The organism is Acinetobacter sp. ANC_7511 (assembly GCF_056779975.1).
In genome coordinates this window covers 95,757-110,278 of sequence record NZ_JBWYIY010000013.1, presented here as the reverse complement: position 1 = coordinate 110,278, position 14,522 = coordinate 95,757, and the positions used below count along the sequence as shown (strand labels likewise).

Below are 14,522 nucleotides of genomic sequence, written 5' to 3'. Positions count from 1 at the left end.
AGAGCGAAGACCAAAGCAAAGCCGCGGCTTTTAAACAAGCGATCATGCTCTTGGCTTCACCAAGTTCAATTGCCGTAGAAAGTAACGAAGACATCCACCTCAGTGCAGATGGGCAGATCAACCAGATTGCACAAGGAAGCATTAACACCAGCACGCAAGACAGCATCATCGGACATGCCAGCAAAAAGATCAGTTTATTTGCCGCGCAAGAAGGGGCACGACTGTATGCAGGGAAAGGTAAGATCGAGATTCAAGCTCAAGGGGATGGTGCTGATCTGATTGCTAGAAAGGGTGTGCAGATTATTTCCACGGAGGCAAATGTCGACATCACGAGTGCGAAAGAAGTCGTACTGACCGCAGGCGGTTCACAGCTAAAAATAAATGCTTCAGGGGTATTTCCTACGACTGCAAGTAAGTTTGAGGTTAAGGCAGGGCAGCATCAGTTTGTGGGGGCCAGTTCTATAAGTTATGAAATTCCGTTACTACCTATTACAGATATTTATTCGCATCAATTCATTTTAAAAAACAAATTTGGGTTGGTTCTAACGAATACTAAATATGTACTAACAGGTAAAAATGGTAAATTGATCAGAGGTATTACGGACAGAGAAGGAAAAACAAAGAGAATTTATACTTCTGAAAAAGAAAATTTCAATTTGGACGTAGATATTTAAAATGAATAATAAACAATATCAAACTGATTTAGATAATCCCATATCTGAAGTAGCCTTAGATGAATATTATGTGGTTATTGGAACAGAGACTAATTTGCCAGAATTGGCTTATTTACCTAAAAGAACCTTTGCTTTGAAAAGTAAAAATCATCACGATTTGAAATCAGAGTTCCCTGAAAATAATAATAGTGGCGAATGGGGTCATGCATTTTTTTATATCACGAAAAATCAAGAGGTATTAACATTTTTTAGTTTTGGGCCTGCAGCTAATGGAAGTAATATTATAGGCAACTTATCAACCTGTGATTATCCTATAACCGAAGTTAGCTATTTATATCGTGCTAAAATAAATGAAGATAGTGCAAGAAAAATTATGTTTGATGTAAATCAGATTAGAAAAAAAAGCTTGAGTATGATTTTTGATGAGGAAAAACAAGAATACATTGAAAATAATTCCTCTGAAAAAAAGTATAGGGCTTTAACGAATTCAACTTGTGCAAAAGAAGCTGAGAAAATTCTAAAAAAAAACTTAGGTGATATAATTCCAGATGGGAAAGGTTTCGTAAAGTACGGTCCTATATCAATTCCTGCAGTCAATCCATATTCTTGGTGGGAAAAATTACAAAAGTCATCGTTAAATAAATTTAAATATCCACAATATCCCGAGCTTGGTATTGCTAAATCAATGCTTGGAAAAATAATGAAAGATAATGAACCAAACTATGTCCATAGACTTTATGGAAGAAATTTGACTCATTATTATAATTCAGAAGATATCATCTGGAGAGAAGGTGATGATGCCACAAAAGAAGAGTATTGGGTTTTGGGAGTGGGTGATGTTGATCCGTTAGTAGATTGGGGCTATATAAATGAATAAATTTCTCACATATATGTTTCTAACTCTACTTTGTTTTTACTCAAATGTTACAGCATCAAATATAATTAAAGAATCAAATCGTGAGGCTATTGTGATAGATAATCAAAATTTCTGCACTGTTTTGAATGAGATATTTAAAGTATCTGAAAGTCAGAATTTAAATAGTGCTAAAAATTTAGGACCATTTCAATTGCATGTTCTCAAAGATGGTCGTCCTTCTAATTGGGGTATGTATAGATTATCAAAGAGTATATTGGGTACTCCTGGTAAAATTGTTGTGTATCTAGATGGTGGAGTTGCAAGTGAGATGATTTTATCACCTAATGCAAGGCATCACTTCAAAAATGACTTAATTTTAAATGCAAATTGCATTAATAATCTTAATATCAGATATATCAATACAGAGCTAAAAAATAATCAAGATTACATATATGTACATGTATTTTCAATCAATCTAAATACTAAGAAAGTAGTGATGAGATTTTTCTCAAACATAGAATTCAAAGGCAATGATCTGAATTTTAACCGATTAACTTTAAAAATTGATTGATAAATTAACGAGAAAGAGCTCTTTAGCGGTTTTTTTAAAAAGACATTACATATTCGAATAGCTCACACTACCTGCACCCTCAGGTGGAACCTAAGTAATTTTTTATAACGGATCTTTAGTTAAGATTAATTTGGCTGCGGAAAAATATCACCGTTTAATGTTGGATGATAAAGGCGTGCCTTTTTACATCAGGAATTAAAAACAATAACGGGGTGAAGTCAGAGCAAAGCAAACTTTCTCTTTGCAATACATCCAAGTAGTAATGAAGGGAAAAAATAACGATTTTTTTAACAAAAGTTTCAATATGAAAAATTATCTGAGTTTAATTTTTGGATTTTCGATATGTTGCCTATTATTGGCTTGTACTCCAAATACGAAAAGTAAAGGAAATGAAATCATGCCACTACAAAGTGCTATTTTACATTTTGGACAGCAAGGATTAAAAGATTTTATTCAATATAGTAATGCGTCAATAGACCGCCAACCTGCGGGGATGAATTTTTTGTCACTAGATTGGAGACCGCCCAAACTGGGACAGGTTAAAATTGTAACTGAACAAAGTAACTTTGAAATTGATAATGTTATTAGTGTAATGGGGACGCAAATTGCACGAATGGGCAATGATGGTGTTTTGATTATGGATGTAACCGCTAGTTTACATGCTAATGAATATACGACTAGAGAAGATGCATATCAGGCTTATGTAAAACTTATGAAGCAAATGAGTGAGAAAAACTGGAAGCAGTATTTTTTACCTTATTCGGAACGTATAGATAAAAAAGATAATTTAAAATATATGAGTCAAAACATGGGAGAGGTTATTGACCCTAGCTATATTTTAAGTTTTAAAGAGTGGCAAGAAATGATGGATCTGACTAATGGCCATATGTATTTTAATTTATATAATAGTAATATTAATTTGGGGATATCTCTTTCTAAAACATATAAAGATGATAAAAAAGAACAGTATATGCTGAGATACAGTTTTGAGCATTTTAGATATACTGGTTTTAATGCTATTTCTAACTCAGATGAAATGACAGCAGAACAGTTAAAACAAGCCTTTTTAGATGAAAGGAGGGAAAATGAAAAAGATCGTAAATTTAAGGAACAAAAAATTAAACTGGAAGGCTATCATATTGATGGCAGCTATGTAGACCCTGATGTTTGGCAATATATGAGATAGGATATTTGGTCGGCTTTGTTTCACAAAGTTGTTTGTTAGGTTTAATTTAGCAATATAATTGTGAGACGAGTAAGCCCACACCTAAAATCTATTCGACATCCAACTGGCCTAATTACAATAAAAAGTTTTAATTAATCGTGGAAATATTTCGATTTGTTTCGATCTTCAGACTCAATGGTGCACAAAATTACTGCAGTAGTTCCGCTAAGAAAAAATGCAAACCTTGGAAAGATAAAACTGAGTTCCTAGAACGTAATGAGTTACTTCGAATAATTCACTGCTTAGGTTTAGGCAGAAACCTATGAAAATAATGGTTGGTTTATCATCGTCGCAGTTTGGTAGAAACCAAGATACATCGCATCAAATATAGATAAGCTGACAAAATGCACTGAGCCAGCGAACACTGATGATACCTAAAGCAGCCATGATGGTATTAAGAAAGGGTTAGATGTTTATATGGCATCAGACCAAGATGATAAGGTTAAGCGTTCTGTTGGCAATACAAAAAGTGATGGCATACAAATGTCATACCGTTGGGTTTCACAAAAAATTAGGACAGCAGGACTTATAAATTCACATAAAAATAAATTATTAGAGGATATAGAAGCTTGGAGACGAGTTGAATTTAAACCATCTACTGAAAGAGTATTTAAAAATGGTAAAGGTCAAACTGTTGCGATTCGATGTCCTTATGATCGTAGTTTAGTAACGATTACAGGTGATAAATTCGATCATCATGAAAAATGTATAGGCTTAAATAAACCTAAGTGTACACGGACAGTAACTGCACACGGTATTAAATTAGAATTTGTTTTACCAAAAGAGATGTTGGAGAGATTAAAGAATGTCAACACAAGTAGATGATCAAGAAATAGATTGGCAAAAATGGTTGAGTTTAGAAGTAAAAGATACAAGTTTATTTAGAGATAAGCTGCTTGAGCAAGAAATGTATCACAAGAGATTTGATACGTTTGTTAATGGTATATATACAGTTGTTGATGGATTTAGCGATTATAAAAATGATTCTAAATTTGGTGGATATATAGCATCTGGTCATCAAAGATTAAAAGATGCTCTGAACTTGATATCTTTACAATATTCAGCAGGCGGAGATTTAAATTCTATAAAAGAACTTTACCCGTATCTTCTTCATTGGGCAGAAGAATATGCTGAAACGAGTCATCTTTATAATTTAAGCCCTGATGCAGGTGGACGTTATGTCTGGCATATTTCCTTGGGAACTGAAGATTATTGGTATATTGCTTTACGATTGATATGCTTTGGTTTACTGACAGGGTATGCAGATCAAATGAGTCGAATTATGACGATTATCGACTACACAGAAGCAACACCTGAAGGACAAGAAAAAGATGGCTTAATCGAGCGATTGGTTGCTCCATTTGTAACAGATCGAGGCATACCACCGAATGATGCACGTCGACATTTGCCTTATCGCAAGCTCATTAAAGTTTTTGATGCTGCACCTGAAAAACGTCCAGCGATGATGTTGCAATACTTAGAAGATTGGTATGAAGCCAGTCGTCGTGAACCTTATCATGATCAACATCCACAACCTGATATTAGATCAGGTATCAGTTATTTTGGTTATTGGTCATGGGAAGCGGCAGCTGTTACATGGTTGTTAGATATTGATGATACAACTTATCGAGAGCATCAATTTTATCCGAAAGATTTAGTTGATTTTTCTAAAGCACAATCAGAAAAAGTACAAACACAAGATTCAGTAGAAAAAATTAAAATCAAAGGTGGGGATAAATGTCCACAAACAGGTTATTGGACGACTCCAGCCCAACCAAATGAGCGTCAATATTTTGATAGAGATGACATTTTACCAATGCTTTCAGAACAAGACTGGGGTGAAGTATATTGGTATTTTGATGGTGAAGAATAAAACTATATCGCTCAAGGGGAAACTTTCGTATTTATCGCAGTTTAATAAAAAACCCGCTTTCGCGGGTTTTTTTTGATCTCAAACGAGATTACATATTCGGATAGTTCGGACCACCCGCACCCTCAGGTACAACCCAAGTAATGTTTTGTGACGGATCTTTAATATCACAAGTCTTACAGTGAACACAGTTCGCAGCATTAATTTGGAAACGCTTAGAACCATCATCATTTTCCATGATTTCGTATACGCCAGCAGGGCAGTAGCGCTGAGCAGGCTCATCCCATTGAGGAAGGTTAACGTTTACTGGAATTGATGGATCAGTTAATTTTAAATGCGCTGGCTGGTTTTCTTCGTGTACTGTATTTGAAACAAACACTGAAGATAAACGGTCAAATGTAAGCTTACCATCTGGTTTTGGATAGTTTGGTTTGAAATTCACAGCATCAACAGTTTTTAAAGCACTGTAGTCAGGTGTCAAATCACGTAAAGTGAACGGAACTTTAAATACATTTTGATCGATAAAGTTGAATGCACCACCGAAGAATGTACCAAACTTATGCATTGCAGGGCCAAAGTTACGAGCATTATATAACTCTTCTTTTAACCAACTGTTGTTAAATTTCTCTGTATATGACGTTAACTCTTTAGCAAAGAAATCTTCGCCTTCTGTCACACGAGCAATTGCAAGGTCGCCGCCTTTTTCTACACCAGCTTTAATTGCTTCAAATACAGCTTCACCACATAACATGCCTGATTTCATAGCAGTGTGTGAACCTTTAATTTTTGCAAAGTTCAAGAAACCAGCATCATCACCAATTAAGCTTCCGCCTGGGAAGGTAAATTTAGGAAGAGAGTTAAAACCACCTTTAACTACTGCACGTGCACCGTAAGAAATACGTTTACCGCCTTCCAATACATCTTTAATTAATGGATGTGTTTTCCAACGTTGCATTTCCATGAATGGATACATATGAGGGTTTTGGTAAGATAAGTCGACAATCATACCCAATGATACTTGGTTATTTTCAGCGTGATATAACCACCAACCACCAGATGAACCAGTTTCAGTTAAAGGCCAACCCGCACCGTGCATGACTTTACCTGGTTTGTGCTTCGCTGGATCAATTTCCCAAAGTTCTTTAATACCGATACCGTAATGTTGAGGATCAGCATCTTTATCTAAGCCGAATTGAGCGATTAGGCGCTTACCTAAATGACCACGGCAGCCTTCAGCGAATAACGTGTATTTCGCATGGAGCTCATAGCCTGGGGTAAAGTTATGTGTTGGCTCACCATCTTTACCAATACCCATATCACCTGTTTGGATACCTTTTACAGTACCATCAGCATGATACAGAATTTCCGCTGCTGCGAAGCCCGGGAAAATGGATACTTCAAGCTCTTCAGCTTTTTGTCCTAACCAGCGTACGACGTTACCAAGAGAGATGACATAGTTACCGTCGTTGTGCATTGTTTTAGGCACAAAAGCATGAGGCATTTTTTGAGATTTTTGATCTGAAAGAAGGAAGTACGTTTCATCTTCTGTAACAGGTACGTTTAAAGGCGCACCTTCTTCTTTCCAATTTGGGAACAATTCATTAATAGCGCGTGGTTCAAGCACAGCACCAGAAAGAATATGCGCACCTACTTCAGAGCCTTTTTCAACGACACATACAGATAAATCGTTGAGGTTGTTTTCAATTGCAAGTTGACGGATTTTGATCGCAGCTGAAAGACCCGCAGGGCCCGCTCCAACGATTACAACGTCAAACTCCATCGATTCACGTTCGATGTGTTCCATAAAGGACTCCTCATAAAGTAAAGGGTGGCAACCGATAATTCCGACGGTGCTGCCATGAGTGTTCTTAGTTGCAGGTACAATTTTGCTCTCGTACCTTTTATATATTTTGCGCTAGTATAGGTTCAAACCTTGATCAAGCCAATTGGCTGAGTCGCTTTATTTTCCGTCAGCAGGGCATAAACCATGGTAAAACAAAATGATTCTATAACAGCACAGCCTGATTCACTTGTACCTGATGATAAAAACTTAATCAATATCGTACAATATCTAAAAGATGCACAGTCAAGTCACAAAAGGTCAATCCCACCTCTTGAACAATGGAACCCAAAGCATTGTGGCTCAATGGATTTGAAAGTAAAAGCGAATGGTGAATGGTGGCACGAAGGTCAATTGATTAAAAGACAAAGCCTCATTGACCTATTCTCGACAGTACTGTGGAAAGAAGACAACAAATTTTACTTAAAAACACCCGTTGAGCAAATCGAAATTGAAGTCGAAGATGAACCTTTATTGGTCAATCAGGTAGATCAAGTCGAGATTCAAGGGCTTTCTTATCTACAGCTAACAACGACCACTCAAGATCTCATTATTGTGGATCAAGATCATCCAATCTTTATGCGTGATTTTCAAGGAGAGATGCGTCCTTACGTGCATGTGCGTTTCGGCATCAACGCATTGATACAACGATCAACTTTTTTTCATTTAGTTGAAATGGGGGAGTTGAGCGAAAATGAGCAAGGTGAATCAGTTTTGAATTTAAAAAGTGGTAATCTGCTATTGCAATTAGAGACTTGAGGTTTAAGCTTAGCCCATTCATTTAAGCATTATAAAAGTAGTCGTTGAGATGTCTGCAATTTTACCCCAACCGAGCTCTAATGAGCCTATGCCTCATGCACTTGAACATGCCCCTATTGGGATTTTCGACTCGGGGATTGGTGGTTTATCAGTTGCATTGGAAATAGCAAAATATTTACCCAATGAGCATATCCTTTACTATGCAGATACAGCTCATGTCCCTTATGGTCCGCGCGAAGATCAAGATATTCGTCAGCTCACAGCACATGCAATTGAGTGGTTGTATCGTCAAGGATGTAAAGTTGCGGTTGTTGCGTGTAATACGGCATCAGCTTTTAGTCTGGATTACTTAAGGACACATTATGGTGAGCGATTTCCGATCATTGGGTTGGTTCCTGCGTTAAAACCTGCAGTGTTACAGACACAGTCTAAAGTGGTGGCTGTATTGGCGACTCCAGCGACTTTTAGAGGCCAGTTAATCAAGGATGTAATGCAGAATTTTGCAGATCCTTTAGGTGTTAAAGTTCATCAAGTCACCAGTTTGGATTTGGTTCCTTTCGTGGAAGCAGGGCAACAAAATTCGCAAGCCTGTATTGCAACATTACAACGGATACTTGATCCCGTCATGCAAGATCAAGCCGATTATTTGGTGTTGGGTTGTACGCATTATCCATTTTTAAAATCAGCAATTGAGCATCTTTATACAGAGCGACTGACTTTGGTTGATTCAGGATTTGCTGTTGCACGCCAAACAGCAAGAGTCCTTATCAAAAATAAATTCAATGCTACTCAACCATATGACAAATCAGTGCAGTTGCGTTGTGTCGTCAGTGGCGGAAATGCGCTTGAACTTCAGCCTGTACTTCAAAATATGATCGGGCATGAAATACTATGGTCAATTGAAAATTTAACTGATACATTCGAAGAAGAATGATCAATATCAAGCTATATATTTTAAGCCTTATGAGTAAGGCATTTTTACCTAGATGCAGGATTGGATTAAGGCATGCTAGATAAGCGTTACCAAGTGTTTATTACAACTTCTGGTAAAGAGATGCAGCCAGAGCGTATGGTTGTGTCTCAAACGCTGATCGGTATGGGTTTTTTTTCATGGGGTTTAGAACAAAGAACACCTGTAACAACCGCTTTTGCACGCCGTCAAATTGATGATTGTGATTATGTACTTCTGCTTTTAGGAAGCCAGTATGGTGAGCAATCTGTCTCTGGTATTAGTTACATGCACTTGGAATATATCTATGCCGTGACTAAGCAAAAGCCCATTATTGTATTTATGCATGAACAGCCAGAATCGCGTGAGGAGCATTTACGAGAGCATGAAGTGGATCTTCAACAGCGCTTTCAAAATTTCCGTCAACAGATCATTCGAGAAGTTGATCAGGTCGTATTTTTTAAAAGTGCTCGTGAATTAGAGCTAGCACTCAGGTCTCATATGCCTCAAATGCTTGAACGTTACCCTGTTTTGGGTTGGGTAAGACCACAAAGCATTCAAGCAAAACAAGATGAGATTGATCGATTAAGAGCTCAGCTGGCACAAGCAAAAATGGAACAAGCCAAATCTGAAGTCGATCCTTTTCTATCTTTGCCTAGAATAGAGTGGGATGATCAATTCAGTTTTGATTATCGTATGCATGCCTATGTTGATAGTCATTTTAAAGAAATTATTTGTATACGTTCCATGCGATGGCATGAAATTTATACTGTTCTTGAGTCTCAATTTTCCCAAGCAACACCAGAAGATTTTTATTCTAAAGTGTTGAATCAGTATTTGACTGATACGGGGCTGGTCGATGCTCAATTGCAACTTCCTAAGGCACATATGGTATCTAGAGCACAGATTAATGTACGTGCATTGCATACCATCAAGCAACAAATGCGTAATAATGAATGGATCGTTCCTGTAGGACGAGATGATCGTCAGCGGATGTTATGGAAATGCATGAATAAATAGATCAAGTTCATATGATAGTTTTTCTCTTTCATTCACATTTTAAAAAGCAATCATAAAATCACGCCGAATTTACTTAGACTCTGATAAAGTATTTCTTAATTAAACAGTGAATTGATGTGGATCAGATGTCTGAGTTAAAGCCGAAAATCACCGTAATTATTGCCAACTTGGGAACACCAGATGCCCCTACAGTGCCTGCGGTACGAACTTTTCTAAAACAGTTTTTATCTGATCAGCGTGTGATTGAGATTCCATCGTTTTTGTGGAAAATTATCTTACATTGTTTTGTTTTACCATTTCGACCAAAGCATGTTTCTGAAGCATATGCGCAGGTGTGGAATGGAGATTCCCCTATGCGTGAAATTCTGTTGAAGCAAACAGATTTAATCCGTCAAAAAGTTATTCAAGATTATCCAGATTTTGATGTTCAGGTCGTTCCTGCGATGACTTATGGTCATCCTAGTATTCATGAGGTTCTAAAAAAACTTACTCAGACACCGCAAGATCACGTCATTTTATTTCCACTTTTTCCTCAATATTCAGCGACATCTACAGCACCTTTGTATGATGCATTGGCGAAATGGGTTTTAACGCAGAGAAATTTACCTGGCTTAAGTTTAATACGCGATTATTATCAACATCCAAAATTTATTCAGGCTTTGGCAAAGAGTGTTCAGGTTTTTCAGGCGCAACACGGTAAAGCGGAAAAATTATTAATGTCTTTCCATGGGATTCCTCAGCCTTATGCAGATAAAGGTGATCCATATGCCGACCGTTGTAGGGTTACAGCGAAAAAAGTCGCAGAGGCTCTGGGATTACGTGACGATGAATGGGCTATCAGCTTCCAATCACGATTCGGTAAACAAGAGTGGGTCAAGCCATATACAGATGCGTTGCTGACTGAGTGGGGACAACAAGGAGTTCAATCTGTCCATGTTCTCAGCCCTGCTTTTTCAGCAGATTGCTTAGAGACTTTAGAAGAGTTGGCTGTGGAAAATGCCGAAACCTTTAAAACAGCGGGCGGGAAAGACTATGCCTATATTCCAGCGTTAAACACTGATGCAGCACATATTGATTTGTTGGTCGATTTAGTAGAAGCTCAACTGGATGCACTCAAGATTACCCTCCAACATTCTGCGTAAATTTAAAGGTTCCTATGCTTCAAGTTAAAATTATTCCTGTGACAGCATTTCAGCAAAATTGTTCATTGGTTTGGGATCAAGAGACCAAAGAAGCTGTGTTAATTGATGCAGGTGGTGAGCCTGAAAAAATTATGCAAGTTGTGCAAGAGTTAGACTTAACAGTGAAGGAGCTATGGTTAACTCATGGTCATCTTGATCATGCTGGTGCGGTCGGAGCATTGGCGAGAGAGTGGGGTATTCCAGTAATTGGTCCTCATAAAGAAGATGCATTTTGGTTAGATATGATTCAGGAAGTTTCAGCACGATATGGGTTTCCGATACCTGAACCTGTTGTGGTTGATCAGTGGCTTGAAGGTGGTGAAACTTTAAAATTAGGGGATGAATCCTTTGAGGTTCGATTCGCTCCCGGTCATACGCCTGGCCACGTCATGTTCTATAATGCTAACTATGGCTTGTTATGGACTGGCGATGTTCTTTTCAAGGGTTCAATTGGTCGAACAGATTTTCCCAAGGGAAATCATCAACAGTTGCTAGATTCCATTGAGAGAGAATGTTTTAGTTTGCCAGATGAAACACAGTTTATTTCAGGGCATGGTCCAATCAGTACCATTGGCTATGAGAAAAAGTTTAACCCGTTTGTGGCAGGTAAAGCTGGTTAATTAAAAACGAAAAAAGTGATCTCGATTGATGTCATTCAATTCCCAAAAGAGAAGGGCAGCGGCTAACACAAATAGTGCAGAGATTAAAATCAAGACGAAATCATGTTGATAAATGCCTAGACCTGCAAAAAGGAGGCCTAGGCAAGTTAAAATTATACTGAGTGTGAATGTGAATTTATAAAGTCTCATGTATTTATGAAAGTAGAATTGTTGTTTTAATGTGATTGTTATCACAATATCACAACACAAACTTAAATAAAATCACATTTATTGAGTTTTCTTAAAAAAGCTAATTTTTTGTTTGTGTAAATATAATTGAATTATTCTTTTAATATTGAGCAAAGTTGGCATTATTCATGATATTCCCCTTGATCAGCTTGAGGAGAATCCTGTGTCGGAAGGCGATATTCATCATTTGCCCAAGCCCCTAAATCGATAAGTTTGCATCGTTCAGAACAAAATGGACGAAATTCATTGCCAGTCCATTGACTAGGCTGTCCACAGCGTGGGCACGGAAATGTTTTTGGCATAAATCAATCCTAGTAAAATAAAACAGCTAAAATAGGCAAAAGCATCTAGAGTTGCTAGACTTGTCGCGTTTTCATAAGTTTGATCTGATTATGCCGATTCGTCAATTTCAAGCACAGCGTATGCATGCGCCACGCGACTTTCTACCGATTCTAGCTGAACCACTATGTGTTGAGATTGGGGCGGGTAAAGGTAAACATGCTTTATTGTTTGCGCAACAAAATCCGCAAAGACAACTAATCGCGATTGAACGAACTAGAGAAAAATTTCTAGCGATGCAAAAACAGCATCAACTAGAGGGACAAACCAATTTGCGACCTGTACATGCAGATGCAATCCCTTGGATCGTACATGCGCTATTTCCACAGCAAGTTGAAGATTTTTTTATTTTATATCCGAATCCTGAACCTCATAATCCAGCGCAACGTTGGTTGAATATGCCTTTTTTTGAATTTTTACTGTCTCGATTGCAACCGAATGGTACGATCACTTTAGCCAGCAATATTCCTGAATATATTGACGAGGCAGAGCAACAACTGCTTAATGTTTGGAACCTTTCGTATGTTAAAGAAAGAATCCCTTCAACTTCGGCAAGAACGCACTTTGAAGTAAAGTATCTAGAGCGTGGTCAATTATGCCAGCAGTTGATTATTCAAAAACCAGAAGCGTACCAAACTCGCTTCGATCACTTTATGCCTCTGCAAGGGCAAATGCCCATCTCTTCTGAAAATCAACAAACGAATAATCTATGAATTTGGAATATTCAAAGCGAATCGCAATCGTAGGCGCAGGTCCAGCAGGTTTAATGGCTGCTGAAGTTTTATCTGCTCATCCTGCATTTGAAGTTCATATTTTTGAACAAAAGCCTTCAGCTGCACGTAAATTTTTGATGGCAGGTAAAACAGGTTTAAATATTTCTCATGCCGAACCTATCGATCAATTTATTGGTCGTTATGATCATGCCGAATGGCTTGCACCTTGGTTAAAAAAATGGGATGCGCGTTGGATTCGAAATTGGATGAAAAACCTAGGGATTGAATCCTATGTTGGAAGCTCTGGTCGTATATTTCCCAATGAAATGAAAGCAGCTCCATTACTGCGTGCTTGGTTAAAAAGTTTAGTAGATACCAAGGTCAATTTTCATTATCGGCATCAAATTACCGCGCTTAATCAAAATGAACTGACAGTTTTTGATACTCAAGCCAATTCAATACGAACTGATCAATTTGATGCGATTGTATTGGCGTGTGGCGCTGTGTCATGGGCGCAGTTGGGTAGTGATGGGGCTTGGCAGTCATGGTTGGCTAAAGAAGAGTTAAAAGCGTTTTCCCCGAGTAATGCTGGTGTAGTCAGAGCTTGGTCTTCGTATATGGAACCTATATTTGGCTCGCCACTCAAACGAGTTGAAGCTTGGGTGGATCATCAGCCCAAAGCTAAGGGGGATATCGTGATCACCCATTATGGTTTGGAGAGTGGGTTGGTCTATAAGCATGGTCGGGCACTTCGAACACAATTGCAATATCAAGATTCCATGGTTTTAAATTTAGATTTACTGCCAGAATTATCTGAGCATGAAATCATCTCTAAACTTAAGAATGCTAAGAAGCAAAGTATTAATAATATTTGGCGAAAATTGGGATTAGACACTGCAAAGTCAAATTTATTACGTGAATTGACCCCAAAGCATGATTGGGCGATTGCAGAGAAAATGGCTCAGCATATTAAACATTTATCTATCAAACTAGATGGTTTTAGACCCATTGAAGAAGCCATTAGCTGCGCAGGTGGTGTACGGGAAATTGCCTTGACTAAACAGTTACAGTTGAAAAGTAATCCAATTGTTTTCTGCTGTGGAGAGATGTTGGATTGGGATGCCCCGACAGGTGGTTATTTACTTACAGCATGTTTTGCAACAGGTCGAGCAGCAGGATTAGGTGTAATTGAATACCTAAATAAAACTGTTGAAAAAGACTAGCCAAGCGCTAGTCTTTATTTATGATTATTTCGCAGTGAGTGCATTTCCTTCAAATTTAATGCCATCCCATCCATGAATCATGAATTGACGGATATTTTGATGATCTGATGCTTCAGGTGTCGCCAGAACAGAAGCGTAGTGTTCTGCAAAAAGCTGTAATGTTTGTTCTTGAGAAAGACCATTTAATTTGGCAAAGGAAAAAACTTTAGCACTCCCTTGATTTTCATTACTGGCATTATATTGTTGACCATTACTAAATGCGGTTGGCGTATGTGTATAACCTGCTTCAATAAATGAAATTACGTCGGCAAATTTTGCTTCGCCATTTTTTAATTGTTCCAATAATGCTTGAGCCATAATTGAGTCCTTACACGTTTAAATTTGCTACATCTTAACGAAAAAACGCGTGAATCCAAGACAATAATTCGTTACTTTTTAAGGGGGAAATATGATC

15 protein-coding genes and 1 pseudogene are annotated in these 14,522 nt (G+C 37.8%); 13 read left to right on the top strand and 3 right to left on the bottom strand.

Features of this window, described 5'->3' with window-relative positions; all coding sequences use genetic code 11:
• From AC1M9L_RS10525 to AC1M9L_RS10500, 6 genes and pseudogenes are all read left to right on the top strand, one after another.
• Positions 1-674 (top strand): DUF2345 domain-containing protein (locus AC1M9L_RS10525; RefSeq protein WP_481592069.1); only part of this gene is annotated, 674 nt, incomplete at its 5' end.
• A 1-nt stretch (position 675) separates the two neighbouring features.
• On the top strand, positions 676-1,551 hold the full coding sequence (locus AC1M9L_RS10520) for a hypothetical protein (protein ID WP_481592068.1): 876 nt from the start codon (positions 676-678) through the stop codon (positions 1,549-1,551).
• Positions 1,544-2,101, top strand: coding sequence for a hypothetical protein (locus AC1M9L_RS10515; RefSeq protein WP_481592067.1), 558 nt, complete (start codon positions 1,544-1,546; stop codon positions 2,099-2,101). Before AC1M9L_RS10520 ends, AC1M9L_RS10515 begins: the two co-directional genes overlap by 8 nt.
• 397 nt (positions 2,102-2,498) lie before the next feature.
• Entirely contained in the window at positions 2,499-3,287 is a 789-nt protein-coding gene (locus AC1M9L_RS10510; RefSeq protein WP_481592066.1) for a hypothetical protein, read from the top strand.
• A 382-nt stretch (positions 3,288-3,669) separates the two neighbouring features.
• Positions 3,670-4,151: pseudogene (locus AC1M9L_RS10505) on the top strand (hypothetical protein); the annotation flags it as partial.
• Entirely contained in the window at positions 4,132-5,199 is a 1,068-nt protein-coding gene (locus AC1M9L_RS10500; RefSeq protein WP_481592065.1) for a PoNe immunity protein domain-containing protein, read from the top strand. The pseudogene AC1M9L_RS10505 and the gene AC1M9L_RS10500, both read left to right, overlap by 20 nt.
• Before the next feature lie 88 nt (positions 5,200-5,287).
• Here AC1M9L_RS10500 and AC1M9L_RS10495 read toward each other — a convergent pair whose 3' ends face one another.
• Complete coding sequence (locus AC1M9L_RS10495) at positions 5,288-7,000, bottom strand: electron transfer flavoprotein-ubiquinone oxidoreductase (RefSeq protein WP_481592064.1); 1,713 nt, start codon at positions 6,998-7,000, stop codon at positions 5,288-5,290.
• A 183-nt stretch (positions 7,001-7,183) separates the two neighbouring features.
• On the opposite strand from AC1M9L_RS10495, the gene AC1M9L_RS10490 reads away from it, so the two are divergent.
• From AC1M9L_RS10490 to AC1M9L_RS10470, 5 genes are all read left to right on the top strand, one after another.
• On the top strand, positions 7,184-7,795 hold the full coding sequence (locus AC1M9L_RS10490; RefSeq protein WP_481592063.1) for a DUF1285 domain-containing protein: 612 nt from the start codon (positions 7,184-7,186) through the stop codon (positions 7,793-7,795).
• A 49-nt stretch (positions 7,796-7,844) separates the two neighbouring features.
• Entirely contained in the window at positions 7,845-8,729 is an 885-nt protein-coding gene (murI, locus tag AC1M9L_RS10485) for a glutamate racemase (RefSeq protein WP_481592062.1), read from the top strand.
• A 72-nt stretch (positions 8,730-8,801) separates the two neighbouring features.
• Positions 8,802-9,764 carry a DUF4062 domain-containing protein gene (locus AC1M9L_RS10480; protein ID WP_481586764.1) on the top strand — a complete coding sequence of 321 codons (963 nt, stop codon included), beginning with the start codon at positions 8,802-8,804 and terminating at the stop codon, positions 9,762-9,764.
• A 125-nt stretch (positions 9,765-9,889) separates the two neighbouring features.
• On the top strand, positions 9,890-10,906 hold the full coding sequence (hemH, locus tag AC1M9L_RS10475; RefSeq protein WP_035264970.1) for a ferrochelatase: 1,017 nt from the start codon (positions 9,890-9,892) through the stop codon (positions 10,904-10,906).
• Positions 10,907-10,920: 14 nt separating this feature from the next.
• The gene (locus tag AC1M9L_RS10470) at positions 10,921-11,565 is read left to right on the top strand and encodes an MBL fold metallo-hydrolase (RefSeq protein ID WP_092768141.1); all 645 of its coding nucleotides are present in this window, start codon (positions 10,921-10,923) and stop codon (positions 11,563-11,565) included.
• 350 nt (positions 11,566-11,915) lie between these two features.
• Here the strand turns inward: AC1M9L_RS10470 and AC1M9L_RS10465 are convergent, their stop codons facing one another.
• Entirely contained in the window at positions 11,916-12,095 is a 180-nt protein-coding gene (locus AC1M9L_RS10465; protein WP_035264978.1) for a DNA gyrase inhibitor YacG, read from the bottom strand.
• An 84-nt stretch (positions 12,096-12,179) separates the two neighbouring features.
• Here AC1M9L_RS10465 and AC1M9L_RS10460 point away from each other — a divergent pair, with 84 nt between their 5' ends.
• Complete coding sequence (locus AC1M9L_RS10460) at positions 12,180-12,845, top strand: class I SAM-dependent methyltransferase (protein WP_481592074.1); 666 nt, start codon at positions 12,180-12,182, stop codon at positions 12,843-12,845.
• Positions 12,842-14,068: a TIGR03862 family flavoprotein gene (locus AC1M9L_RS10455; RefSeq protein WP_481592061.1), complete on the top strand. Its 1,227-nt coding sequence runs from the start codon at positions 12,842-12,844 to the stop codon at positions 14,066-14,068. The genes AC1M9L_RS10460 and AC1M9L_RS10455 overlap by 4 nt, the downstream gene beginning before the upstream one ends.
• Before the next feature lie 24 nt (positions 14,069-14,092).
• On the opposite strand, the gene AC1M9L_RS10450 is transcribed toward AC1M9L_RS10455, so the two are convergent.
• Positions 14,093-14,425: a HopJ type III effector protein gene (locus tag AC1M9L_RS10450; RefSeq protein ID WP_035264987.1), complete on the bottom strand. Its 333-nt coding sequence runs from the start codon at positions 14,423-14,425 to the stop codon at positions 14,093-14,095.
• Between the last annotated feature and the right edge of the window lie 97 nt (positions 14,426-14,522).